The following is a 23948-nucleotide window of genomic DNA, read 5'->3' on the forward strand; positions in this document are numbered from 1 at the left end:
GCAGACTAGACCCGAGCGTCCCTGTGACGCTCCCATAGGTCAGGCCTGCGTAACCGTGTGTCCTCGTCCGCCTGCCGTTTCCGCCAGGCGGCGATCTTCGCATGATCCCCCGATCGCAGCACTTCAGGGATCGTGCGCCCTTCCCACGTTGTGGGCCGGGTATAGTGCGGGTACTCGAGAAGTCCGTCCTCGAACGATTCCTCGGTCCCGCTGGAAGCCGCGCCCATTACGCCGGGAAGCAGGCGAATGCAAGCGTCCAGAACCATCAGTGCGGCGCATTCCCCCCCCGACAGGACGATGTCGCCGACCGACACTTCCTCGACGTCGCGCCCGGCGAAGATGCGCTCGTCGAAACCCTCGAAGCGGCCGCACAGCAGGGTGACGCCGGGACCGGCCGCCAGTTCGCGGATTCGCGCCTGCGAGATCGGCTTGCCGCGCGGGGTCATGGCCAGCACCGGGGCATCGGGCGCCAGCGCGCGGGAATGGTCGATGGCGGCGGCCAGCACGTCGACCTTGAGCACCATGCCGGCGCCGCCGCCCGCCGGGGTATCGTCCACGGTGCGGTGCTTGTCGGCCGCGAAATCGCGGATCTGGACCGGGGTCAGCGTCCACTTGCCCTCCGCCATCGCGCGCCCGGCGAGACTGACGCCAAGGGGCCCGGGGAACATGTCGGGATACAGGGTGAGGACGGTGGCGGCGAATGTCATGACTGGCGCAAAGCCCAAATCCGGACCGCAGGCAAGGGGCAGCAGCCACGACGGGCGTTCATACCGGCTCCCAGACCTCGGCGGGAGCGAATCCACGCTCGGCCGCGATCTCCTCGCGCAGCCATTCGCGCAGGCGCTCAATCTTGCGCACGCCGACCCGGCTCTCGGAATGGACCAGCCATTGTGCGCTGCCGGGATAGAACAGCGTCTCGAAGGGCTGGACCAGGCGTCCGGCCTCAAGGTCCGCGCGCCAGAACAGCGGAGTCATCAGCGCGATGCCGAAGCCCTCGCGCATGGCACTGCCTTCCTGCAGCTGGTTGTCGAAGACGACGCCCCGGCGCGGCGGCGGCGGGGTGCCGATGCCCGCCGCCGCGAACCAGGCCACCCACCAGGCGTCGTTGGGAGCGAAGCGCTCTGCCGCCAGCAGGTCTTCCGGTCGCTCGATCCGGTTGGCCTCGAGGAACTCGGGCGCACAGATCGGGGTGAAGTGCTGGCGGAACAGGAAGTCGCTGCGCAGCCCCTCCCACTGCCCCATGCCGACGCGGATCGCGGCGTCGTGGCCGGAGCTCGCCAGGTCGAGCACCTCGTTGGCCAGCGAAAGCCGCACCGCAAGGTCGGGGTGCCGCAGCTGGAAGCGCCCGATCCGGGTGCTGAGCCAGGTCGCACCCAGCGAAACCGAGGCATTGACCGCCAGCACGTCCTCGTCCTCGCTGCGGATCGCGGCGAAGGCGTCGGCAATCGCGGAGAACGCGCCTGACAGCGCCGGCAGCAGTCGCCGTCCGGCTTCGGACAGGCGCACCCTGCCCTGCCCGCGCACGAACAGCGCACGGCCGACGCGGTCTTCGAGCTGGCGGATCTGGTAGGAGACCGCAGCCTGGGTCATGCCCAGTTCCTCCGCCGCGCGCGAGAAATTCTCGTGCCGGCCGGCTGCCTCGAAGGCGCGGATGGAGGTCAGGGGCGGCATTCGGTCCATGCCGGGATGATAAGCCAGCCTTATGGGGCCTGCCAGAGCTTTTGTTGGCTGGAGGCGGAGCAAAAGCTCATCCTGCAGGCATCCGAACAAGGAGCCGGACCATGCAGGACGAACACTTCATGCGCCAGTGGAGCGCGGGCCACGCCCGGTTCTCCGCAGATGTCGACAAGGCGAGGGTCGAGGCCGGCCGCGCGCTGCGGCAGACGATGCATCGCCTTGGGACCGAAAGCAGGCTCGCGCGCAAGGCCAGGCTGAACGGGCTCGCGATCCTCGCCGGGATACTCGGAGGTGCGGGCATCGCCATCGTGCTGCCGGTGCTGGTGGCACTGGCCTGCCCGGAGACGGGTCATGCCACGGGCGATGCCTGCGTGGCCGCAGCACTCGCTTGAAAGTGGAGGCTGCCCTGGAGCAGCCCTCCGCTCTTACTCTGCCGCAAACGCCGCGTTGATGACGATGCGTTCGTCGTTCCACTCGGGCACCGCGACCGGGTTCATCGGAACCATGAAGCGACGCGCCTTCCTGCCTTCGGCGCCCGGGGCCGCCGGGCATTCGATCTCGATCACGTCGCCGGCGCCGTAGTTGTCGATCGCGACGCACGTGCCGAGCGCCTCGCCCTCTTCCGAGACCACAGGCAGGCCCAGGAGATCGGCGTGGTAATACTCGCCCTCCGCCAGCGCCGGCATCGCCGAGCGCGGCACCGTGAGCGCCGTGCCCCGCAGCTTTTCGGCGGCCGTGCGGTCGGTAATCTCGACGAAGCGCGCGATCGCGCCGCCTTTGCCGTCGTCGCGCAGGCTCGACACCGTCAGGCTGGAGTCGTTGAAGGTGCGGTAGCGCTTGAGCGCCGCCGCACCTTCTCCGAAGAGCTTGAGGCGAACATCGCCCGTCACGCCATGCGCGCCGGTGACGGCGGCGAGCGTGACGGCGCGATCCTTACCGGAAGTCGCCAAGGCTTAGGCCTCGGTCGATTCCGAGCTGGCTTCGGTGGTCTCTGCAGGAGCTTCCTCGGCAGCGGGCTCTTCGACCGGCGCTTCGGCAGCGGCCTTGGCGGCAGCGGCGGCTTCGGCAGCGGCTTCTTCAGCTTCGCGCAGCTTGGTGGCGCGGTCTTCAGCGCGGTCCTTGGCCTTCTTGCCCGGCTCTGCCTTGTTCGGGTTCACGGTAGCGGCGCGCTCCTTGATCCCGGCCTTGTCGAGCATGCGCGCGACGCGGTCGGTCGGCTGGGCGCCGACGCCGAGCCAGTAGCGCACGCGGTCTTCGACGAGGCGCACGCGGTTCTCGTCATCCTTGGCGAGGACCGGGTTGTAGGTGCCGACCTGCTCAAGATAGGCGCCGTCGCGCGGAGCGCGCGAGTTGGCGACGACGATCTTGTAGTAGGGGCGCTTCTTGGCACCACCGCGCGAAAGACGGATCGAAACGGACATTGCTCTTACCTTTCTTCAAATCTTAGGAATGTTTGGAATTATTTCTTGAGAAACTTGCTGAGGTCCGGGCCGCCGGGACCGCCAAGGCCGGGCATTCCGCCCATCCCCTGACCACCGCCGAGCGCACCGCCCAGGCCCGGCATGGCGGCGTCGAGCCCGCCCTTGCCGAACATCGCGGCCAGCCCCTTGAGACCGCCCATCTTCTTGATCTGCTTCATGGCCTTGGACATCTCGAGGTGCATCTTGAGCAGCTTGTTGACGTCCTGGACCTGCGTGCCCGAGCCGTTGGCGACGCGGATCTTGCGCTTGGCGTTGAGCAGCGCGGGGTTGACGCGCTCCTTGGGCGTCATCGAACCGATGATCGCGTCCATGCGCAGCAGCACCCGGTCGTCCATGCCCGAGGCCTGCATCGCCGCCTTGGCCTTCTTCATGCCGGGCATCATGCCCGCCAGCATGCCGAGGCCGCCCATCGACTGCATCTGCTTGAGCTGCATGCGCAGGTCGTTCATGTCGAACTTGCCCTGGTCCATGCGCCTGGCAAGCGCCTCGGCGTCCTCGACCTTGACCGCTTCGGCCGCCTTTTCGACCATGGAGACGATGTCGCCCATGCCCAGGATGCGGTTGGCGACGCGGCTGGGGTGGAAGACCTCGAGGGCCTCCATCTTCTCGCCGGTGCCAGCGAACTTGATCGGCTTACCGGTGACGGCGCGCATCGACAGTGCCGCACCGCCGCGCGCATCGCCGTCCATGCGGGTCAGCACGACACCGGTGAGGTCCACCTGTCCGGCGAAGGACTGGGCGACGTTCACCGCGTCCTGGCCGGTGAGCGAATCGACGACGAGCAGCGTCTCGCGCGGGGTCGAGATGGCGGCGACCGCCTTCATCTCGTCCATCAGCTGCTGGTCGACGTGGAGACGGCCGGCGGTGTCGAGCAGCAGCACGTCGACCGCCTGGAGGCGCGCGGCCTGCATGGCGCGCGTGGCGATCTCGGTCGGCTGCTGGCCGGCGATGATCGGCAGGGTGCCGACGCCGACCTGGGTGCCGAGCACCTGAAGCTGTTCCTGCGCCGCCGGACGGTTGACGTCCAGCGAGGCCATCATGACCTTCTTGCCCTGCTTCTCCTTGAGAAGCTTGGCGATCTTGGCGGTGCTGGTGGTCTTGCCCGAGCCCTGGAGGCCGACCATCATGATGACGATGGGGGGCACCGCCTCGAGGTCGAGGCCGGGAACGTCGTCGCCGCCGAGCATGTCGACGAGCGCGTCGTTGACGATCTTGACGACCTGCTGGCCCGGGGTGACCGAGCGCAGGACGTTCTGGCCTACGGCCTTTTCGGTGACCTGATCGATGAAGCGGCGCACGACCGGGAGCGCGACGTCGGCCTCGAGAAGCGCGATGCGCACTTCGCGCATGGCATCGAGGACGTCCTGCTCCTTGAGCGCGCCGCGGCCGCGCAGCTTGTCGAACACACCGCCGAGGCGGTCTGAAAGGCTGTCGAACATGGGCCGCTCACTCCATCTGGGGCCAGGCTGATCAGACCTGCGCCGCGAAACGCAAAAAACGCCGGTGGGCGAAACCTCGCTGACCGGCGTGCATGACATTAAGCGAAAAACGCCGGCGGACGAAACCTCGTCAACCAGCGTGTCGCAATCATGCGAAACAACAATGTTCTGAAATGGTGGAGCCTAGCGGGATCGAACCGCTGACCTCCTGCATGCCATGCAGGCGCTCTCCCAGCTGAGCTAAGGCCCCATCAATTCAGCGATCGAACCTGGGAGGTTCGACCCGTTTTCCCGTGCTTTCCGGCGTTCCGTGGAAGCCGTTCCGCTTGGGAGGCCGCCATCTAGTGGTGACCTGAAATGTTGGCAAGAGGAAAATTCGGGGTGCCGGATTTTTCTTCCGGCACCCCCGTAACATCAGGTGTCGTGCTCGTTGTCGTCGTCGGCCGCGCCGATGCCGAGGTCGTCGTCACCGCCGAGGTCCACGTCGTTGTCCGGCGAATCGCCGTCCTCGTCGATGTCCAGATCCTCTTCGGCCAGATCGGTGTCCTCGCGCTCGACGACTTCCTTCTTCTGGATTTCCTCATAGGGAATCGGCTGCTTCGACTTCAGCACCGGCTCGGGGTGCCATTCGTTGCCGCATTCGATGCAGTGGACCGGGTCGTCCTTGCCCAGGTCGTAGAAGCGGGTGCCGCATTTCGGGCAGCCGTGCTTGGCGCCCCATTCAGGCTTGGCCATGGAAAGTCCTCGTCTAGCCCGTCCCAAATGGCGCGGGCATGTAATTTCGTGTCTTGATGGTGAGGCGGGCCCACAAGGTCAAGCGCCGCGAAACCGCAGCGACTTGCCCCATCAGGGCGCGCGCCTTGCCATAGGCGGCAGGCGCTGTCAAAAGCCGGCCCGATTTTCACCCCCTCCCGCCCCGGAAAGACCTGACGCCGTGAGCCACGATACATCCGCCATGCGCCCCCGCCGCTTCCTGCCCACAGGGGCTCTCGAGGGGCGTATCCGGGTGCCGGGCGACAAGTCGATCAGCCACCGCTCGATCATGCTGGGCGCGCTGGCGGTGGGCGAGACGCGCGTGACCGGCCTGCTCGAGGGCGAGGACGTGCTCGCCACCGCCGCCGCCATGCGGGCGATGGGCGCGATCGTCGAGCGCCTCGATAGCGGCGAATGGGTCATCAACGGCGTCGGCGTGGGCGCCCTGCTCCAGCCCGAGGCGCCGCTCGACATGGGCAATTCGGGCACCTCGACGCGCCTGCTCATGGGCCTCGTCGCCAGCCACCCGATCACCGCGACCTTCACCGGCGACGGCTCGCTCTCCAAGCGGCCGATGGGCCGGGTGATCGACCCGCTGACCACCATGGGCGCCAGCTTCGAGGCATCGGACGGCGGCCGCCTGCCGCTCATCCTCAAGGGCGCGTCGAACCCGGTGCCGATCACCTACCGCCTCCCCGTCGCCTCGGCGCAGGTGAAGAGCGCGATCCTGCTCGCCGGCCTCAACACGCCGGGCGTCACCACCGTGATCGAGCCCGTCCCCACCCGCGACCACTCCGAGCGCATGCTGCGCGGCTTCGGCGCCGACCTGACCGTCGAGACCGACGCCGACGGCGCCCGCGTCATCTCCATCCGCGGCGAGGCCGAGCTGAAGCCGCAGGTCATCGAGGTCCCCGGCGACCCCTCCTCCGCCGCCTTCTTCATCGTCGCCGCCCTCGTCGTGCCCGGCAGCGAAGTCCTGATCGAGAACGTCGGCCTCAATCCCACCCGCGCCGGCATCGTCGAAGTGCTGCGCCTGATGGGCGGTTCGATCGAGGAGGTGAACCCGCGCGAAGTCGGCGGCGAGCCGGTCGCCGACCTCATGGTGCGCCACTCCGCGCTCAGGGGCATCGTGGTCGATCCCGCGGTCGTGCCCAGCATGGTCGACGAGTTTCCCGCCCTGTTCGTCGCCGCCGCGCTGGCCGAGGGCGTCACCGTCACCAGCGGCCTCGACGAACTGCGCGTCAAGGAGTCGGACCGCATCTCGGTCATGGCCGCTGCCCTCACCGCCGCCGGCGCGACGATCGAGGAGCGCGAGGACGGCCTCGTCATCACCGGCACCGGCGGGGCGCCGCTGGCCGGCACCGACGGCGCCATCGCCACGCATCTCGACCACCGCATCGCCATGTCCATGGCGATCTCCGGCCTCATGAGCCGCGCCGGCGTCGAGGTGGACGACACCCGCCCGATCGCCACAAGCTTCCCCCTGTTCGAGGCCATGCTCGAAGGCCTGGCCGCATGATCGTCGCCGTCGACGGCCCCACCGCCTCGGGCAAGGGCACCATCGCCCGCGCTCTGTCCGCCCATTTCGGCCTGCCCCATCTCGACACCGGCCTGCTGTACCGCGCGGTCGGCCGCCAGTGCTGGCTGGACGGCGGCGACCCGGGCGACCCGGTCGCGGCGCTCGCCGCCTGCGCCTTTCCCGAAGGCCTGCTGCTCGATCCCGAACTGCGCTCCGAGGCGAGCGGCGGTCTCGCCAGCCGGGTCTCGGTCCACCCCGCCGTCCGGCAGGCGCTGTACGAGCGCCAGCGCGCCTTCGCCACGCAGGCAGGCGGCGCCGTGCTCGACGGGCGCGACATCGGCACCGTCATCGCCCCCGACGCCGACGTGAAGCTCTTCGTCACCGCCTCGGTGGAAGCCCGCGCCCAGCGCCGCTTCGCCGAGATGCAGGGCCAGGGCCGCGACGTCTCGCTGGACGAGATCGCCGCCGACCTCGCTGCCCGCGACGAGCGCGACGCCTCGCGCAAGGACGCCCCGCTGGTGGTGGCGGACGGCGCCGTCGTGCTCGACACCTCCGACCTCGGCCGCGACGAGGCGGTGGCGCAGGCGATCCGCATCGTCGAGGAAGCCGGCCCCCTCGGCTGAGCACCGCCCCTCGCAAGGCGACATGAGGTTTACACGGTTTACACGGTCCAGGGGGGAAACTGCGCCTTTGGGCCTTGAATGTGTCGCCTTGCGCCGCAAATGTGTCGCCTTGCGCGCAAAAAGTGTCGCCTTGCGGGTTACAGGTGTCGCCTTGAGTGTCGCCTTGCGCCGCGACCTGTCTCCTTGCGAGGCGGGATGTGCGGCCGGCGGGGAGAGGATGATGGTCTGGCTCATGCGCCGAAAATACCGCGCCGGGCCATGCGTAGGAAAACGGATTGTGGGATGAAGTCGGCGAGCCCCAGAAAAGCGGGCTCGCCGGCCGCATCCCGAAGCCGCCATTGAAATCCCGTCGTCATCCCAGCGAAGGCTGGGATCGCTATCGGCACTGATCTGCCCGATCTGCATGCGCAGGTGCGGCTCATCGAGGCGCAAAATCCCGAATGGCGCGATCTGCTTCGCCTGTCGTTTGAACGAGGGCGATCCCAGCCTTCGCTGGGATGACGATAAAGCGGCAGGCCCTCACCCGCCCTCCGACCCGTCATCCCCGCGAAGGCTGGGATCCCGCTCCTCTCGCAGGGGACGAGAGGTTCAAAAGGAAGCTGGACCCCCGCCTGCGCCGGGGCGACGGGTGGGGAAACGATGCGCCGTCTGTTGAAACCTGGCTCACCCGCACACCTCCCCGCAGCGCCGCGCGGACACCTTCCCGCGCCTCCCCGCCCCGCCATTTCCCTTGCATTTCGCCGCCTGCGGGACTAAGCGCCGCCGGTCCGGGAGGTGCGTCAGCGCAGCCTGGGCGCCGCGACCGGCATCCGGCCGCCGCGGCAGTTCGGCCCCTTTTGGCCCGTGGCCCGCATGGTGCGGGAGGCGGAGAAAAGACCGGCGGATCCAACCGCCAGGCCGGAAAATCGAACGAAGGAAATGTCTTAATGGCATCTGCTGCCAATCCGACTCGCGACGATTTCGCGAAAATGCTCGACGACCAGTTCGGCGGCGCCGCCGACGATGGTTTCGAGGGCCGCGTGGTCAAGGGCACCATCACCGCGATCGAGAACGACAAGGCCGTCATCGACGTGGGCCTCAAGAGCGAAGGCCGCGTGAGCCTGCGCGAGTTCGCCCGCGGTGAGGAAGACCACGGCCTCAAGGTCGGCGACGAAGTCGAAGTCTACGTCGACCGCGTCGAGAACGCCGACGGCGAAGCGATGCTGTCGCGCGACCGCGCACGCCGCGAAGCCGCCTGGGACAAGCTCGAAAACGAATTTGGTGAAGGCAAGCGCGTCGAAGGCGTGATCTTCGGCCGCGTCAAGGGCGGCTTCACCGTCGACCTCGACGGCGCCGTTGCCTTCCTCCCCGGCTCGCAGGTCGACATCCGCCCCGTGCGCGACGTCACCCCGCTGATGGATGTGCCGCAGCCCTTCCAGATCCTCAAGATGGACCGTCGCCGTGGCAACATCGTCGTGTCGCGCCGCGCCGTCCTCGAAGAGACCCGCGCCGAGCAGCGCAGCGAGCTGATCGACAAGCTGACCGAAGGCCAGGTCATCGACGGCGTCGTCAAGAACATCACCGACTACGGTGCGTTCGTCGACCTCGGCGGCATCGACGGCCTGCTCCATGTCACCGACATGAGCTACAAGCGCGTCAACCACCCGAGCGAAGTCATCGCCATCGGTGACACCGTCAAGGTGCAGATCATCCGCATCAACTCGGAAACCCAGCGCATCAGCCTCGGCATGAAGCAGCTGGAGAGCGATCCGTGGGAAGGCGCGGCCGTCAAGTACCCGGTCGGCGCCAAGCTGTCGGGCACGGTCACCAACATCACCGAATACGGCGCCTTCGTGGAGCTGGAAGCCGGGATCGAGGGCCTCGTCCACGTTTCGGAAATGTCCTGGACCAAGAAGAACGTCCACCCCGGCAAGATCGTCTCGACCTCGCAGGAAGTCGAAGTGGTCGTGCTCGAGGTCGATTCGGACAAGCGCCGCATCAGCCTCGGCCTCAAGCAGGCTCAGCAGAACCCCTGGGAAGCCTTCGCCGAGAAGCACCCCGTCGGTTCGCAGGTTGAGGGCGAAGTCAAGAACGCCACGGAATTCGGCCTGTTCATCGGCCTCGACGGCGACGTCGACGGCATGGTCCACATGTCCGACATCGCCTGGGGCATCTCGGGCGAGGACGCGCTGGCTCTGCACCGCAAGGGTGAAGAGGTGTCGGCCGTGGTTCTCGACGTCGACGTCGAGAAGGAGCGCATCAGCCTCGGCATGAAGCAGCTCGAGCGCGGCGCTCCGGCAGCTGGCGGCGTTGCTGCCTCCGGCGGCGAAGGCGGCCTGCGCCGTGGCCAGGTCACCACCGTGACCATCCTCGAAGTCCGTGACGGCGGCCTGGAAGTCCAGGCCGGCGACGATGGCGCCACCGGCTTCATCAAGCGTTCGGACCTCGGCCGCGACCGCGACGAGCAGCGCCCCGACCGCTTCCAGGTCGGCCAGAAGCTCGACGCCATGGTCACCGGTTTCGACCGTTCCAAGAAGCCGAACTTCTCGGTCAAGGCCCGCCAGCTGGCCGAAGAGAAGGAAGCCGTGGAGCAGTACGGCTCGTCCGACTCGGGCGCGTCGCTCGGCGACATCCTCGGCGCGGCGCTGAAGGCCAAGCAGGACTGATCCTGCGCGGCTGCCAGTCGGCAACCCAACAAAGGCCCGTCCGGAGCGATCCGGGCGGGCTTTTGCTTGAGGGCCGCGCTTGCGCCCCGGGGGTGGGCGCAACCTCTCGCAACACCCCGCACCCGTCACCCCCGCGTAGGCGAGGGGGACGACGTGTGTGGTGCAGGCCGTTGCGTACCCCTCGGACGCATGGAACATCCCCCCGCGCCCCGCTTTGTCCTGCAAGAGCCGCGAGGAGCCCCCATGCACGCCACCCCCTTCCTGATGTTCCAGGGCGATGCGCAGGACGCGCTGATGCTGTGGAAGCGCGCCTTTCCCGATCACCTCGAAGTGACGCCGCTCGACCATCACGGCCCGGGCGAATTCGAAGGCCAGATCGCGCGCGCCAGCTTCAAGCTCGGCGGGACCGTCTGGCACGTGCTCGACAGCGACGTGCCGCACGGTTTCACCTTCACCCCCTCGACCTCGATCTTCGTCGATTGCGACGACGAGGCGCAGCTGCGCCATGCTGCCAAGGTGCTGGGCGAAGGCGGCAAGGTGATGATGCCGCCCGACGCCTACGAGTTCTCCACGCTGTTCACCTGGCTCAGCGATCCCCACGGCGTCAGCTGGCAGCTCAACCTACCCTTCCCCGACGCGGACTGAACGCCTACATCCCTCTTCGCAAGGAGAGAGGTCCCATGCTCGAAGTCCACCAGTTCCCCTGCCTGTCCGACAACTACGGCTACCTGCTTCACGACACCGAGAGCGGCGAGACGGTGTGCATCGACACGCCCGACGCCGACGAATACCTGAAGCAGGCGCGCATCAAGGGCTGGCAGATCACCCAGGTCTGGAACACCCACTGGCACCGCGACCATGCCGGCGGCAACGCCGCGATCAAGGCCGCCACCGGCTGCCGCATCACCGCTCCGGTGGGCGACGCCGACAGGATCGAGGCGATCGACCGCACGGTGGGCCAGGGCGATGTCGTCACCATCGGCGACCGCCAGGCCTTCGTGATCGACGTCGGCGGCCATACCCAGGGCCACATCGCCTACCATCTCCCCGGCGCATGCATCGCCTTCGTCGGCGATTCGCTGTTCGCGCTGGGATGCGGCCGCATGTTCGAGGGGACGCCGGAGCAGTTCTGGGCCTCGCTCCTCCGGCTGAAAGCGCTGCCGGGCGCGACGATGATCTACTGCGCGCACGAATACACCGCCTCGAACGCCCGCTTCGCGCTCCACGCCGACCCGGACAACGCCGAATTGCAGGACTACGCCGAGGAGATCACCCGGCGGCGCGAAAAGGGCCTGCCGACCGTTCCCGCCAAGCTCGAGCGCGAACTGGCGACCAACCCCTTCCTGCGCGCCGACGATCCGGAGCTGCAGGCCCACTGGGCGCCCGCCGGCCACCCCGGCGACGCGGTGGCGACATTCGCGGCGCTCAGGAGCGCGAAGGATACGTTCTGAGGCGGTCAGGTCTCGGGGAACGAGAGCGTGTGGTTGAGCCGCTCCATCACCTCTTCCAGCGGTTCCACCACCGTCACCGCCCTGCCCTCGCCGAAACGGATGCGGGTACCTTCGCTCACTTGCGAGATGAAGGTGACCTGCGCGGCGTTGACGGCGGTGCCGGTACGGTCCGCGCCGGTGAACTTTACGAACATGAATCACCTCTCCGTTTTTTAGGAAGGCAAGCGTAAGGCCTCTTTGCAGTTTGCGATACAGGTTCGTTCCGGTCCCGTCGTCCCGGACTTGATCCGGGACCGCTGGCAGGGCCGCGCAACCTCGAGGCTGGGCGCAGCGCCGCAGTGGCCGCTGGCAAGCTATCGCCTCAAGAGTACCCAGCGGTCCCAGCTTTCGCCGGGATGACGGCAGTTGGCATGGTGCACATCACGTCGAACACAAAAAAACCCCCGGCCCGAAGGACGGAGGCTTTTTGGGTTTCGCCTGCAAAGGCTCCGGATCAAATTCCGGCGATCGCCTGGTCGACCAGCGCCTTGTCGGCAGCGGCCGAGTGGTTTGCGGCGATCAGGGTGCCGGCTGCGGCCGCGGCAGCCGAGGCCGCCTGGTTGCGCAGCTGGGTGACGGCGGCGAGTTCGGCGGCGCCGATCTTGTCCTGCGCCATCTTTTCGCGGCGGGCGACGGTCTCGGCCGCGTCCACCGTGGCCTTGGCGACGATCGCCTCGGCTTCGTGGCGGGCGTGGTCGAGCATGGCGACCGCGTCCTTCTCGGCGCCGGCGATCTTGTCCGCGTATTCCTTGCGCAGGGCTTCCGCCTCGGCGCGCAGGGTCTTCGCTTCCTCGAGCTGGGCCTTGATCTCGGCGATCTTGCTGTCGAGGCCGCCGGTGAGCAGCTTGGGCACGCCCTTCCAGACGAGGATCGCGAGCAGCACCAGCATCGAGGCGCTGACGATCGATACCGGCGGCGCGAAGCCGAGCAGCAGCGGTTCGGCGTGATGCTCGGTGGCGGCGTGCGTTTCGGCACCCGTCACTTCGGCACCTTCATGGGCGAGGCCCTGCTCAACGGCGGCGTTGGTTTCGGGCACGGGGGTTTCAGCCATGGACCAGGTTCTCCTTCACCGCGCCGCGCACGGCGGCGTCGTCGAGCGAGAGGCCGGCGATGCGGCTCACGATGTCGCGGGTGGCGTCGGCGGCGACGTTTTCGATCTCGGCAGCGGCGGCACGGCGCGCATCGGCGATGCGGGTTTCGGCGCCGGCGATCTGGGCGTCGATACCGGCCTGGGCGGCAGCGAGGCGTTCCGCGGTGGCGGCGGCGCCCTTGGCGCGGGCCTGTGCGATCAGCCCCTGCGCCTGAGCGCGGTTGGCGTTCTCACGGGCACGCCATGAAGCCTCTTCCTGGTCGGCCTGGGCGCGAGCGCTTTCGGCAGCCTTGAGGTCGTCGGCGATCTGCTTGTCGCGGCTTGCGACGGTGTCCATCACCTTCGGCACCATGCCCCGTCCGACGACGAAGAAGGTGATGCCGAAGAAGACCAGCAGCCAGAAAATCTGGCTGGAGTAGAACTCGCCTAGCTGTGCGATCTGAGGCATGGGTCAGCCCTGTCTCGAGGTTGCCGTTGAAAAATCTTGTGCCGGGAAGGCTCCGGCCGCCTGACCAAAGGGTTCAGGCGGCCGGAGCCGATCCGGTCATGCGCTTGCGATCAGGCGAAGATCAGCAGCGCGGCAATGACGAACGAAAGCAGGCCGAGAAGCTCTGCACCGGCGAAGCCGATGAACAGGCGACCCTGCTGGGCGTCAGCGGCGCCCGGGTTGCGCAGCGCGCCTTCGAGGAACTTCGCGAAGACGTTGCCCACGCCGATCGAGGCCAGGCCAGCGCCGATAGCGGCAAAACCGGCACCGAGCATCTTTGCAGCTTCTGCGTCCATTTCAAAAACTCCCTTTGGAAAACCCGCGTTTCGGCGGAAATAAAGATCAGTGAAGGTTCTCTGCGTCGTTGAGATAGACGCACGTGAGAAGAGCGAAAACGTAGGCCTGGATGCCGGCGACCAGCAGCTCGAGCGCGCAGATGCCGACCATCAGGACGAAGCTGGGAACACCGGCGATCACGAACATGATCGGGCCGTTGTTGCCGCCGCTGATGACGAAGCTGGAAAGCACCTCGAGCAGGACGTGGCCGGCCATCATCGCGACGAACAGTCGCAGGCCGAGGCTGAACGGGCGCACGAGGAACGAGATCAGCTCGACCACGAAGATGATCGGGATCATGCCGACCGGCGTGCCGTGCGGCACGAACAGCGAGAAGAAGTGCAGGCCGTGCTTCGAGAAGCCGACGATCAGCACGATCGCGAAGGACAGCACCGCCAGCACGCCCGTCGCCGAGAAGTGGCTGGTGAAGGTGAAGGCGTGGACGCCCACCAGGCCCAGCGGCATCAGGCCGAGGAAGTTGGCGAAGAGGATGAACATGAACAGCGAGAAGATGTACGGGACGTACTTCTTGCCGGCCTTGCCGACGTTCGCGGCGAGCATGCCGTCGATGAAGCCGGTGAAGGTCTCCACCGCCATCTGCCAGCGGCCGGGCACGACCGCGCGCTTCATGCCGCCGGCGACAAACACGATCAGCGCCAGCGTCGCGATGGCCATCCACAGCGCGCTGTTGGTGAACGCGACGTTGTAACCGGCAATGTTCCATTCCGCGCCCGCCAGCTTTTCGAGCTGGAACTGGTGCATCGGGTCGAGCTTCGCTTCGGCTGCCACGCGAATATCCCTGTCGCCAATGAACGACAGCGCCCCACCATCCCCCCTTTTGGGTCAGTCCGGGCGCCGGTTCGTAATCCGGATTATGTTCCTGAAGGCGATGCCAATTCCGACGAACAGCATCACCATCAGACCCCAGGGGGACGTACCAGCGAAATGGTCTATCAACCACCCCAGGAACAGTCCGCCCGCAAGACCCCCCAGCAGTTCCGAAAGGACGCGGTTGCCAAGGCGATAGCTCGCATCGGTTTCCGCACCGGCCTTCGGTCGGTTGCGTTCCTCTTCCCGCTCGCGAAGGGCTTTCAGCCTCTCGTCGAGCGAATCGATGCGCGCATCCTCGCCTACAGGGCCCTGGACAGGTGGCTCGTCGGTCATGTCAGGCTCCATATTATGACAACAGGAACGCAGGACGCAAACGACGGCTGCCCGCCAAGAGCGCCGCCCCCTTAGGGTGGGGCTTTTCCCGAGTCAACCGTGGCCCGGCCCGCGCCTTGCCGGATCGCGGAGCATTGTTGACGGCGGCGGCGCTCTACAAGGGTATCGGGGCAAGAACAGAGCCGTGGCGCCGCCCGAATACCGCGATGGCGATACGCCGGCGCGGCTCACGAAAAAGGCCGGAAAAGCGCGATCGCTTCCCGGCCTTTTCCTGAATCGTCACCCGCGGCGTGGCGGCCCGGCACGGGCGGGCCGTCCTTTTGGACAGGTCCGCCTCCCGCGCCCTGCCGCGCGCCGTCACGGGCAGCGCGGATCGAGTTCGGGCGCGCCCGATCCCCGCGTCTTCCACGAACCGTCGAGGCCCTGGTACTTCTCGCCGGGGCGGGTGTCGCGGATCAGCTTGCAGCCGGTGGTGAAGGCATATTCCTGGATCGTGCTCTTGCCCGCGGCCGCGCTGGTGTAGACCGCGCGGCGCTGGTTGTTGAGGTCACGCACCATGGCGGCGATGTCGGCGCCCTGGCCGCCCACCACGCCGAGATAGCCGTCAGTCTGCTCGCCCACCTGCCCGGCCGCGCGGGCGGCGGTGTAGGCCGGGCTGCGCGCGCTCTGCGCCTCGGCGACGGAGGTGCCGGCCACAATGAGAACCGCCGCAGCGGCAAAAGCGCTCGAAAAACGGATCCTCGTCATCAGAAAATACCCTCGTTCTGCTGCACCGTCTTCGCCGCATCGGCGGCGAGGCGGTAGACCACTTCCTGCCGGATGTTGATGTTGAGTTCGATCACGATCGGCTTGTCGGGTGCAGCCACCTGGATGCAGCCCCCCAATCCGACCATGCCCGAGATCGCCATCGTCAACCCGGCCATCCGTGCGGCGCTAGCGGCGCGCCTGCCGGACCGGATTTGCCCCTGCTGCTCGATCCTGTTTCGGCGTTCGTTCATCGCCGGGTTTCTCGCAGCCGGAACGCTTCCGGTCAATTCGAACGACGTCATGGAGTTTTCTCGCTGACTGGAGGCTGAATAGCGGTGGGTGGAACCGGCGGGGGGATGACAGTCGCCTCGGGAGCGGATTGCATGCGGCTGCCGTCGGCGCCGACGAGGCCCAGCACGCGCGGGTCGGTGACGAAGGCCGGGTCGTAGAGCGAGCGCATCGAGCCGAACAGGCTGAAGAACGGCGCCTTGACGTTGACGACGAAGCGGATCGGCAGCTTGGCGATCTGCTTGGTCAGGAAGTTCTGCTTGGCGCCGCTGCCCTGGCTCAGACCGTCGAAGCTGATGCGGGTGAGGATCTCGCCCGAGAGCGAGCCGCCCAGCCCGATCTCCATGTGGCGGTAGTCGACCGATTTCAGCGCATCGAAGGCGAAGTTGCCCATCGCCGAGAGGTCCTTGTAGGTCAGCGCGCCGATGTAGGAGACGTTGCCCCCCGGCGCGCGGCTGACGAGGTAGCCGTTCTCGATCCGTCCGCCGTTCTCGTCGAACACCATCGGCATCTCGCCGTCGAACACCCCGGTCGCGTTGAGGTTCTCCATCTCGAGGTGCTGCACGAAGCTCGCCGCGTTGAGCCCGGTAACGCGCAGGGTATAGCGCCGCGTCTCGGCGACGCCGATCTGCATGCGCGCGGGATCGAGGTTGAGCGTGCCGTCCATGAACGGCCACTGCGCGCCGTTGATCTGCAGGTTGTAGCCGGGCCGCATCTCGTAGGAGAGCGTGCCGCCCGTCACCTCGATGCCGGGGTTGACCGAGGCGATGCGCACGGTCTGGTCGGGCGCGGTCACCATGCCGAGCAGGTCGGTGAACACCACTTCGCCCGACAGGCCCTGCACCGGGCCGAAGGCGGCGGCGAAGTCCACGCCGTCGGTGGCGAAGCGGCCGCGGCTGGTCACGCCTTTCGCGTTCCAGTCGATCCGGCCGGTGCCGTGGACCTGGCCCTTGAGGCCGGAAATGACGCCCAGCAGCGTACGCGAGAGCGTGTCCGCCTGGAGTCGCTCGTCGAACACGATGCCGTCCACCGCGAGATCGGCGTGGCCGGCGGCGGTGGTGAGGTCATGCGCGATGTCGGCGCGCACGATGGCGCGGTCGGTGGTCGGCTCGCGCAAAAGGGCCTGCGCAGTGATACGGTTGTCGACGAGGCGCAGCGTGGCATCGCGCGACACCAGCGGCTGGAAGCGCGCGACCGGCTGGCGGTCGACCAGCGTGAAACGGGCCCCCTCTATGGCCAGCACGCCGCCGGCGTAAGTCCAGCGACCCGCCGCCTGCTTCATGTCGAGCGGGACGGCGGCGAGGCCGATATCGGCCTCGTCGAAAGTGCCCGCGATGTCCTTGCCGACGCGCGCGTCGAGGTGACTGATGTCGAAGTGCGAGGCGGTCTGAGCCGGGCCGAGGGCGACCTTGATCGCGCTCGCCTTGATGAAGCCGGGGGCGCTGCCCCCCATGGCGAAGCCGAGCGGGCCGGTGGCGATGCGGATCGGCGTCTCGCCCAGCTTGCCCGAAAGGTCGAGCGCGGTGGCGCCGGCCGCGAACAGCAGGTTGTCCGGCTGGCCCTCGACGATCGCCCCGCCGCGCGAGGGGCACAGCGTCAGGCGCCGCCTGTCGAGCGCGAGACTGGAGAACTGGAGCGCGTCGAACGCCACGTCGGTGCAGCCGCGCCAGACCGCGAGCCTGCCGTTTGCGCCCCAGTGGCCGTCGAGCGGGACGAGCAGGTTGCGCGTCGAGCCGCCGGGGAGGTCGCCGCTCAGCAGCGCCTGCCCGGTGAACACCAGCGCGCCGTCGCGGTCCTGCACCAGCGAGAGGCGCGGCACTCCGACCATGGCCGATCCGGCGCGGTAGTCGGGCATGGCGACCTGCATCGTCAGGCGGCCATTGTCCGCCGTCTCCATGCGGCCCCAGACCTGCGGCAGGTCCCTGCCCCCGGTCGCGAAATTGCCGGTGACGCGCGGCGCGGAGCCGCCGAAAAGCGCCTGCACCCGCGACAGCGCCAGCAGCGAGGCCCCGCTACCGCCGCGCAGCGAGCCGCGCGTGACGACGAGGCTGAGGCCGTCCTGCGAGCGCCGCACGATGACGTTGGCGTCCAGCGTGCTGCCGCGCGTCTCCCGCGCCAGGGCGCCGCGAATCTTCGCCGCGATCGGCGCGCCGAGAGTTCCCGCCGCCGCCGCCTGCGCAGACGCCAGTGCGCGGTCGAGCGTGTCGCCCAGGGCGATGCCCTTGCCGGTCAGGTCGCCCTCGAGGTCGAAGTGGGCGAGCCCTCCGGCGGACCGCGCGCGGCCGTCGAAGACGAGGCTGCCAAGCCGCGCCTCGGGCGTCTCCAGCCCGCGCGCCGTGATACGGTAGGCGGCGTTAAGGGCGTGTTTGCGATAGGTCAGGCGGCTCGTGCCGGAGAGGCCGGCGATCTTCTGGAGGCCGTAGTGCGCCGCGCCTGCGGAGAGGCCGACCTTGGCCTCGCCGCCGTCGAGCGCCTCGTCCAGCGTCAGGTCGAGCTGCGCGCCCGCCTGCACCAGCCGCATCGCCTGTTCGGGGCACGACAGCCCGGCCATCCGCACCGGCCCGACGAAACGCGGTTTCGCGTCGCTTGTCGTGAGCTTGCCGTAAAGCGTGGTGCGCCCGGCCTTGCAGCCGCCGCCTTCCAGCGCGGGCGACAGCGCCGCCACTTCGCCCGAGAAGCCGCCGCGAAGCGCCCCCTCGCCCGCCAGCTTCACGCCGACGCGGCCATGGTCGCTGTCGATCAGCGCGCGCCCGTCGACGATGCCGAGGTCGAGGTCGGGCATCGTGAACGGGCCGCCCTTGCCGGTGAACAGCGCCTTGTCGAGGCTGCCGAAGCTGACCTTGCCGCCGCGATAGGATCCGTAGAGGCGCGGCCTGACCACGGTGATGCGCCCCACGCCCGGCAGGCCCCAGGACAGCCGCGTGGCGACGCGCAGCTCGGCCACGGTAAGGTCGGGACGGCCGGGATCGCCGATGACGAGGTTGCGGATCACCTGCTCGGACGGGCCGATGCTGACGATCTCGTAGCGCGCGGGCAGGCCCAGCGAATCGAGCTGGCGCTGGATGAGGTTGCCCGCGATCTCCTCGCGCGACAGCCACGCCGCGCCGAGCGCCACGGCCAGCAGCACGCCCACGCCGATCGCCGGACCGCGCCAGCGCATGCGCCGCACGCGGGCTTCCCCGGTTGCAGCTTCGTCGGTGTCCGGGAACGGGTCCTGCTCTTGCGCCATCCGCTCCATCACTTGCGCTGGACGCGCAGGAAAGGCAATTGTTTGTAAGCACCATGCCAGATCAGCCACCACTCTTCGATGACACTCCGCGCGGGTCCCCCGATGCCGTGAACGATGTCGCGTCCCCCATTGCCCATGCGCCGATCCACGACGCCAGCGGCCACCGCACGCGCCTGCGCAAGCGGCTGCTGGACGGCGGGGCGGAGGCGCTGGGCGATCACGAGGTCATCGAACTCTTGCTGATGCAGGCGGTTCCGCGCCGCGACATGAAACCGCTCGCCCGCAGCCTGCTGCAGCGCTTCGGCTCGCTCGCGGGCGTGCTGCAGGCGGACCCGCGCACGCTTGCGCTTCATCCCGGCATGGGGGAGGCGACCGCCGCGGCGCTGCGCGTCGTCACCGTGGCCGCCACCCGCATGGCCCGCCAGAAAGTGCGCGAGGCGCCGGTGATCGCCTCGTGGCAGGCGCTGATAGACTACCTGACGATCGACATGGCGCACCTCACCGTCGAGCGCGTGCGGGTGCTCTACCTCAATACCCGCAACATGCTGATCCTCGACGACCTGGTGGGCGAAGGCTCGATCGACGAGGCGGCGATCCACCCGCGCGAGGTCATCCGCCGCGCGCTGGACCTTGGCGCGACGGCGCTGATCCTCGTCCACAACCACCCTTCCGGCTCGCCCCAGCCCAGCCGCGCCGACATCGAGATCACCAACCGCATCGCCGAGGCGGGGCGCCTTCTCGGGGTGACGGTCCACGACCACGTCGTGATCGGGCGCGAGGGACATGTCTCGCTGCGGGCCAAGGGGCTGATCTGAGATGGATTTTCCTTGCTCGTCATTCCCGGCCGGGTGCGGTGATGGCGGCCCCCGCACTCGCGCGGCACTCTCCTGACATGTGCGTCGCCGCGCTCGCCTGGGACGCGCATCCCGACTGGCTGCTGGTCGCCGCCGGCAACCGCGACGAGTTCCACGCGCGCCCCGCCGCGCCGCTGTCGCGCTGGGAGGACGGGTCCGGGATCATCGCCGGCACCGATCTCACGGGCGGGGGCACCTGGCTCGGCGTGACCGAGGCGGGCCGCTTCGCGCTCGTCACCAACTACCGCGTGCCCGAGGGCGCCCGGCCCGGCCGGCCTTCGCGCGGGCGGCTGGTGACCGACCTGCTGACGGGCACGAAACCGGACGACATGGCGCGGATGAACCCGTTCAACCTCGTGCTGGTCGAGAACCGCCGGGCCGCGTTCCTGACCAACCATCCCGGGGGCGAGACGCGCGCGCTCACGCCGGGCATCCACGGCCTCTCGAACGGCGGCTTCGACGTGCCCTGGCCCAAGACGCTGCAGGTGGGCCGGGCGATCGCCGACTGGCTCGTGGTCGGCGAGCCCGATGTCGAGCCGCTGCTCACCGCGCTGCGTGACGAGAAGCCCGCCCCCTCGCCCGACCGACCCGAACTCGGCCCCGAGCCGCGCTTCGCGCCCGTCTTCATCCGCGACGAAACCTACGGCACGCGCTGCAGCACGGTGATCGCGGTCGACCGCAAGGGGCGCGGCACGATCGTGGAACGCAGCTTCGATGCGCTGGGCCGGCACAGCGGCGAGGCGCGGATGGCCTTCGAATGGCCGTCGTCCCCGGCTTGACCGGAACGACGATGACCCTCGCCATCACGCCGCGATGAGCTGGTTCCGGCCGCCGCGCTTGGCGGCGTAGAGCGCCATGTCGGCGCGGTTGAGCAGGTCGATGCCGCCCTGCCCCGGCGCGCGGTGGACGAGGCCGCAGCTGATCCGCGCCTCGGCCTGTCCGCCCAGCGGCAGGTCCACCGGCAGGGCGGAGACGCTGGCCACGATGCGGCTGCATATCTCCTGCGAGACGTCGGGCTCGGCCGTGCCGATGAGGACCACGAACTCGTCCCCGCCGAGCCGCGCGACGAGGTCCATCGGCCGCAGGTTGCGGGCGATGCGCCGACCGACTTCCGCCAGCGCGGCATCGCCGGCCACATGGCCGAGTTCGTCGTTGAGCGACTTGAAGCGGTCGACGTCGATCAGCGCGATGCTGAGGCCCGCCGCCGGGGGATCGGCCAGCGCGACCTCGAAGCGGCGCAGGAAGCCGGCACGGTTGGCAAGGCCGGTCAGCTCGTCGGTCTCGGCGAGGCGCGCCAGTTCGCCTTCGCGCACCTTGCGGATGGTGAGGTCGACCAGCGTCGCGACCGAACCCGCCAGCTGGCCCTGCTCATCGCGTTCGGCGCGGAAGGTCGCCTCGATCCAGACGCCGCCGGGCCGTTCGAGCTCGATGGTCACCGGGCGTTCGCTCGCGCCCGCGTGCAGGTGCGCCGCGAACAGCGCCTGCCCAAGCGGCGGGTCGAGTTCGCCGACATGCGCCCCGAGCAGGCGGTCCGGCGCCTCGCCGATCAGCGCCGCGACATCGCCCACCACGCGGGTGCAGGCACCCTCGGCCGAGAAGCGCAGGAGCACGATAGCCGAACGGTCGGCAAGCAGCTTCAGCGACCGCTCGCTCTCGCTCAGCCGCTCGATAAGGTCGCGCCGGGCGGCGAGCGCGGCGGCGACCGGCATCATCAGCATGAGGATGGTGGCGAGGTAGAACTGCAGGAACGCTAGCTTGACCGCGAGCCCCCCGCCGGAAAGGCTGACCGGGCCGTAGCCGTAGACCGTCGCCACGCCGCCGATCACCGCGACCAGCATGACGCCCAGGCTCGTGCCCTGCCAGCCCAGCCGGAAGGCGAGCAGCATCAGCGGCGCCAGCGGCAGGAACAGCAGCGGAAAGCGGTTCTGGCCGAACACGCCCAGGCTCACCGCCAGCACGGCGGCGTAGAGCAGCGCCATCTTCGCGCGCTCGCTCGCCGAGGCGGTACGGACGCTGCCGAAGTAGTCGCCGTGGAACAGGCCGAAGAAGAACGGCGTGAAGATCATCAGGCCCAGCGAATCGGCGCTGAACTTGGTCGCCAGCGACGTCCCCATCGGCATGTCGAAGGCCAGCGCGGCGATCAGCGAGCCCATCAGCGCGCCGATGGCGGGCGCGAAGAGGCCGGCGCTGACGAAGAACCGGCCGACCGACGCATGATGGTGCAGCAGGCGTCCCTCGCGGTCGAGCGTGCCGCGCAGCATCCATGCCGCCAGCGTGGTCTCGACCATGTTGGCGACCGCGAATCCGAAGGGACCGCCGAAAGTGCCGCGGGAGGCCGCGCCGGCAGCCAGCACGGCGACGAACCCGCCCGCCAGGAAGCGCCACCACGCGCGCCGCGGCCGTCCGAGCAACTGGGCGAGGACCACCGCATTGGCGGGCCACACCGAGGCCAGGTTGCCCTGGAAACTCATGTACCGGATCATCGCCGATGCCAGTGCGAAGCACAGCAGCGCGGTCAGGGCGGGGGCAAGAAGGGACCGAAGGATCGACATTCGCGGATTGAACCTGGGCGCCCGGGCACGGTTTGTGCGGCGTTCTTCTGCAAACGTTTGCTCGAAATTCTTTAAGATTCCTATCAGGGGTCCGGGAGGGCGCGGCATTTTCCGCGGCGCTGTGCCTTCAGGGTATCTCCGGGTCCCCCACCCTTGCCTTTCGGGCCCGCCCCGCCTAGCGGCAGGCGCGCCAGTCTTAGGAGTCGAACATGGTCCCCCGCTATTCCCGCCCCGCGATGTCCGCCATCTGGGAGCCCGAGGCGCGCTACCGCATCTGGTTCGAGATCGAGGCCCACGCCGCCGTGAAGATGGGCGAGATGGGCACCGTGCCGATCAGCGCCGGCAAGGCCCTGTGGGACTGGTGGGCGACCAACCCGAAGATCGACGTCGCCGCGATCGACGCCATCGAGGCGGTCACCAAGCACGACGTCATCGCCTTCCTCGACTGGGTCGCCCAGCAGGTCGGCCCCGAGGCGCGCTTCATGCACCAGGGCATGACCAGCTCCGACGTGCTCGACACCACGCTCAACGTCCAGCTGGTCAAGGCCGCCGACATCCTGCTCGACGACCTCGACGCGCTGCTCGCCGCGATCGAGCGCCGCGCGCAGGAGCACAAGTACACCCCGACCATCGGCCGCAGCCACGGCATCCATGCCGAGCCGGTGACCTTCGGCCTCAAGCTGGCCGAAGCCTACGCCGAATTCGCCCGCTGCAGGAAGCGCCTGGTCGCCGCCCGTGAGGAGGTCGCCACTTGCGCGATCTCCGGCGCGGTCGGCACCTTCGCGAACACCGACCCGGCCGTCGAGCAGTACGTCGCCGACCAGCTCGGCCTCGCCATCGAGCCGGTCTCCACCCAGGTCATCCCGCGCGACCGCCACGCCATGTTCTTCGCGGTGCTGGGCGTGATCGCCAGCTCGATCGAGCGCCTTGCCGTCGAAGTCCGCCACCTCCAGCGCACCGAAGTGCTCGAGGCCGAGGAATACTTCTCGCCCGGCCAGAAGGGTTCGTCGGCGATGCCGCACAAGCGCAACCCGGTGCTCACCGAGAACCTCACCGGCCTCGCCCGCGTGGTCCGCTCCGCCGTCGTCCCGGCGATGGAGAACGTGGCCCTCTGGCACGAGCGCGACATCTCGCACTCCTCGGTCGAGCGCTTCATCGGCCCTGATGCGACGATCACTCTCGACTTCGCGCTGGGCCGCCTCACCGGCGTGATCGACAAGCTGCTGATCTACCCCGTGCGCATGCAGAAGAACCTCGACCGCATGGGCGGCCTCGTCCACTCGCAGCGCGTGCTGCTGGCGCTGACGCAGGCCGGCCTCTCGCGCGACGAGAGCTACCGCCTCGTCCAGCGCAACGCGATGAAGGTGTGGGAATCGGACGGCGAGCTGAGCTTGCTCGAACTGCTCAAGGCCGACCCCGAAGTCGCCGCCGCGCTGCCCGCCGAAGTGATCGAGGACAAGTTCAACCTCGACTACCACTTCAAGCACGTCGACACGATCTTCGCCCGGGTGTTCGGCTAAGGCCGGTCTCCAAGCCCGTCGTCCCCGCGCAGGCGGGGATGACGGGGAAGGGGC

General features: G+C 68.6%; 25 protein-coding genes and 1 tRNA gene. 9 read left to right on the plus strand and 17 right to left on the minus strand.

The features are described from left to right. Positions 1-5: 5 nt before the first annotated feature. Both trmD and AC07M9_RS10470 read right to left on the minus strand, forming a co-directional pair. Positions 6-707: a tRNA (guanosine(37)-N1)-methyltransferase TrmD gene (trmD, locus tag AC07M9_RS10465; protein WP_494883571.1), complete on the minus strand. Its 702-nt coding sequence runs from the start codon at positions 705-707 to the stop codon at positions 6-8. Between the two features lie 58 nt (positions 708-765). Then, the gene (locus AC07M9_RS10470; protein ID WP_494883573.1) at positions 766-1671 is read right to left on the minus strand and encodes a LysR substrate-binding domain-containing protein; all 906 of its coding nucleotides are present in this window, start codon (positions 1669-1671) and stop codon (positions 766-768) included. 110 nt (positions 1672-1781) lie between these two features. Between AC07M9_RS10470 and AC07M9_RS10475 the strand changes: the two genes are divergently transcribed. Further along, the gene (locus AC07M9_RS10475) at positions 1782-2069 is read left to right on the plus strand and encodes a hypothetical protein (protein WP_494883575.1); all 288 of its coding nucleotides are present in this window, start codon (positions 1782-1784) and stop codon (positions 2067-2069) included. 33 nt (positions 2070-2102) lie between these two features. Here the strand turns inward: AC07M9_RS10475 and rimM are convergent, their stop codons facing one another. The 5 genes from rimM to AC07M9_RS10500 all read right to left on the minus strand — a co-directional run bounded on the left by rimM (position 2103) and on the right by AC07M9_RS10500 (position 5332). After that, positions 2103-2627 (minus strand): ribosome maturation factor RimM, encoded by a 525-nt coding sequence (gene rimM, locus AC07M9_RS10480; protein ID WP_494883577.1) that lies wholly within the window; start codon positions 2625-2627, stop codon positions 2103-2105. Between the two features lie 3 nt (positions 2628-2630). After that, positions 2631-3098 (minus strand): 30S ribosomal protein S16, encoded by a 468-nt coding sequence (gene rpsP / locus AC07M9_RS10485; protein ID WP_494883579.1) that lies wholly within the window; start codon positions 3096-3098, stop codon positions 2631-2633. 38 nt (positions 3099-3136) lie between these two features. Then, positions 3137-4597 (minus strand): signal recognition particle protein, encoded by a 1461-nt coding sequence (gene ffh, locus AC07M9_RS10490; protein ID WP_494883581.1) that lies wholly within the window; start codon positions 4595-4597, stop codon positions 3137-3139. A gap of 174 nt (positions 4598-4771) precedes the next feature. After that, a tRNA-Ala gene (locus AC07M9_RS10495) sits at positions 4772-4847 on the minus strand. 164 nt (positions 4848-5011) lie between these two features. After that, positions 5012-5332, minus strand: coding sequence for a TIGR02300 family protein (locus tag AC07M9_RS10500; RefSeq protein ID WP_494883583.1), 321 nt, complete (start codon positions 5330-5332; stop codon positions 5012-5014). A 220-nt stretch (positions 5333-5552) separates the two neighbouring features. Between AC07M9_RS10500 and aroA the strand changes: the two genes are divergently transcribed. The 5 genes from aroA (at position 5553) to gloB (ending at position 11588) form a co-directional block, all read left to right on the plus strand. Beyond that, entirely contained in the window at positions 5553-6869 is a 1317-nt protein-coding gene (gene aroA, locus AC07M9_RS10505) for a 3-phosphoshikimate 1-carboxyvinyltransferase (protein WP_494883917.1), read from the plus strand. Next, the gene (locus tag AC07M9_RS10510) at positions 6866-7492 is read left to right on the plus strand and encodes a (d)CMP kinase (protein ID WP_494883584.1); all 627 of its coding nucleotides are present in this window, start codon (positions 6866-6868) and stop codon (positions 7490-7492) included. The genes aroA and AC07M9_RS10510 overlap by 4 nt, the downstream gene beginning before the upstream one ends. 926 nt (positions 7493-8418) lie before the next feature. Then, complete coding sequence (gene rpsA / locus AC07M9_RS10515) at positions 8419-10137, plus strand: 30S ribosomal protein S1 (protein WP_494883585.1); 1719 nt, start codon at positions 8419-8421, stop codon at positions 10135-10137. Between the two features lie 243 nt (positions 10138-10380). Continuing rightward, positions 10381-10782, plus strand: coding sequence for a VOC family protein (locus AC07M9_RS10520; protein ID WP_494883586.1), 402 nt, complete (start codon positions 10381-10383; stop codon positions 10780-10782). Positions 10783-10817: 35 nt separating this feature from the next. Next, positions 10818-11588, plus strand: coding sequence for a hydroxyacylglutathione hydrolase (gene gloB, locus AC07M9_RS10525; protein ID WP_494883587.1), 771 nt, complete (start codon positions 10818-10820; stop codon positions 11586-11588). Positions 11589-11593: 5 nt separating this feature from the next. Here gloB and AC07M9_RS10530 read toward each other — a convergent pair whose 3' ends face one another. From AC07M9_RS10530 to AC07M9_RS10570, 9 genes are all read right to left on the minus strand, one after another. Continuing rightward, positions 11594-11782, minus strand: a complete 189-nt coding sequence (locus AC07M9_RS10530; protein WP_494883588.1) for a hypothetical protein — start codon at positions 11780-11782, stop codon at positions 11594-11596. Positions 11783-12081: 299 nt separating this feature from the next. Further along, positions 12082-12678 carry a F0F1 ATP synthase subunit B family protein gene (locus AC07M9_RS10535; protein WP_494883589.1) on the minus strand — a complete coding sequence of 199 codons (597 nt, stop codon included), beginning with the start codon at positions 12676-12678 and terminating at the stop codon, positions 12082-12084. Next, positions 12671-13165, minus strand: a complete 495-nt coding sequence (locus AC07M9_RS10540) for a F0F1 ATP synthase subunit B (RefSeq protein WP_494883590.1) — start codon at positions 13163-13165, stop codon at positions 12671-12673. Before AC07M9_RS10540 ends, AC07M9_RS10535 begins: the two co-directional genes overlap by 8 nt. A 110-nt stretch (positions 13166-13275) precedes the next feature. Then, complete coding sequence (locus AC07M9_RS10545) at positions 13276-13500, minus strand: F0F1 ATP synthase subunit C (RefSeq protein ID WP_007678253.1); 225 nt, start codon at positions 13498-13500, stop codon at positions 13276-13278. Positions 13501-13546: 46 nt separating this feature from the next. Next, a complete protein-coding gene (locus AC07M9_RS10550; RefSeq protein ID WP_494883593.1) occupies positions 13547-14329 on the minus strand; it encodes a F0F1 ATP synthase subunit A in 783 nt (260 codons plus the stop codon). A gap of 54 nt (positions 14330-14383) precedes the next feature. Then, complete coding sequence (locus AC07M9_RS10555) at positions 14384-14704, minus strand: AtpZ/AtpI family protein (protein ID WP_007678257.1); 321 nt, start codon at positions 14702-14704, stop codon at positions 14384-14386. A gap of 357 nt (positions 14705-15061) precedes the next feature. Next, positions 15062-15451 carry a YdbL family probable chaperone protein gene (locus tag AC07M9_RS10560; RefSeq protein ID WP_494883595.1) on the minus strand — a complete coding sequence of 130 codons (390 nt, stop codon included), beginning with the start codon at positions 15449-15451 and terminating at the stop codon, positions 15062-15064. Beyond that, positions 15451-15702: a YnbE family lipoprotein gene (locus AC07M9_RS10565; protein ID WP_238538955.1), complete on the minus strand. Its 252-nt coding sequence runs from the start codon at positions 15700-15702 to the stop codon at positions 15451-15453. The genes AC07M9_RS10560 and AC07M9_RS10565 overlap by 1 nt, the downstream gene beginning before the upstream one ends. A gap of 47 nt (positions 15703-15749) precedes the next feature. Continuing rightward, entirely contained in the window at positions 15750-18968 is a 3219-nt protein-coding gene (locus AC07M9_RS10570) for an intermembrane phospholipid transport YdbH family protein (RefSeq protein ID WP_494883598.1), read from the minus strand. A gap of 53 nt (positions 18969-19021) precedes the next feature. Here AC07M9_RS10570 and radC point away from each other — a divergent pair, with 53 nt between their 5' ends. Both radC and AC07M9_RS10580 read left to right on the plus strand, forming a co-directional pair. Next, on the plus strand, positions 19022-19783 hold the full coding sequence (gene radC, locus AC07M9_RS10575; protein ID WP_494883600.1) for a RadC family protein: 762 nt from the start codon (positions 19022-19024) through the stop codon (positions 19781-19783). A gap of 77 nt (positions 19784-19860) precedes the next feature. Next, complete coding sequence (locus tag AC07M9_RS10580; protein ID WP_494883918.1) at positions 19861-20601, plus strand: NRDE family protein; 741 nt, start codon at positions 19861-19863, stop codon at positions 20599-20601. Between the two features lie 24 nt (positions 20602-20625). On the opposite strand, the gene AC07M9_RS10585 is transcribed toward AC07M9_RS10580, so the two are convergent. After that, entirely contained in the window at positions 20626-22374 is a 1749-nt protein-coding gene (locus AC07M9_RS10585; protein ID WP_494883601.1) for a sensor domain-containing diguanylate cyclase, read from the minus strand. A 209-nt stretch (positions 22375-22583) separates the two neighbouring features. On the opposite strand from AC07M9_RS10585, the gene purB reads away from it, so the two are divergent. Further along, a complete protein-coding gene (gene purB / locus AC07M9_RS10590) occupies positions 22584-23894 on the plus strand; it encodes an adenylosuccinate lyase (protein ID WP_494883603.1) in 1311 nt (436 codons plus the stop codon). Positions 23895-23948: the final 54 nt, after the last annotated feature.

The organism is Novosphingobium sp. GW821-FHT09E05, from assembly GCF_059416165.1.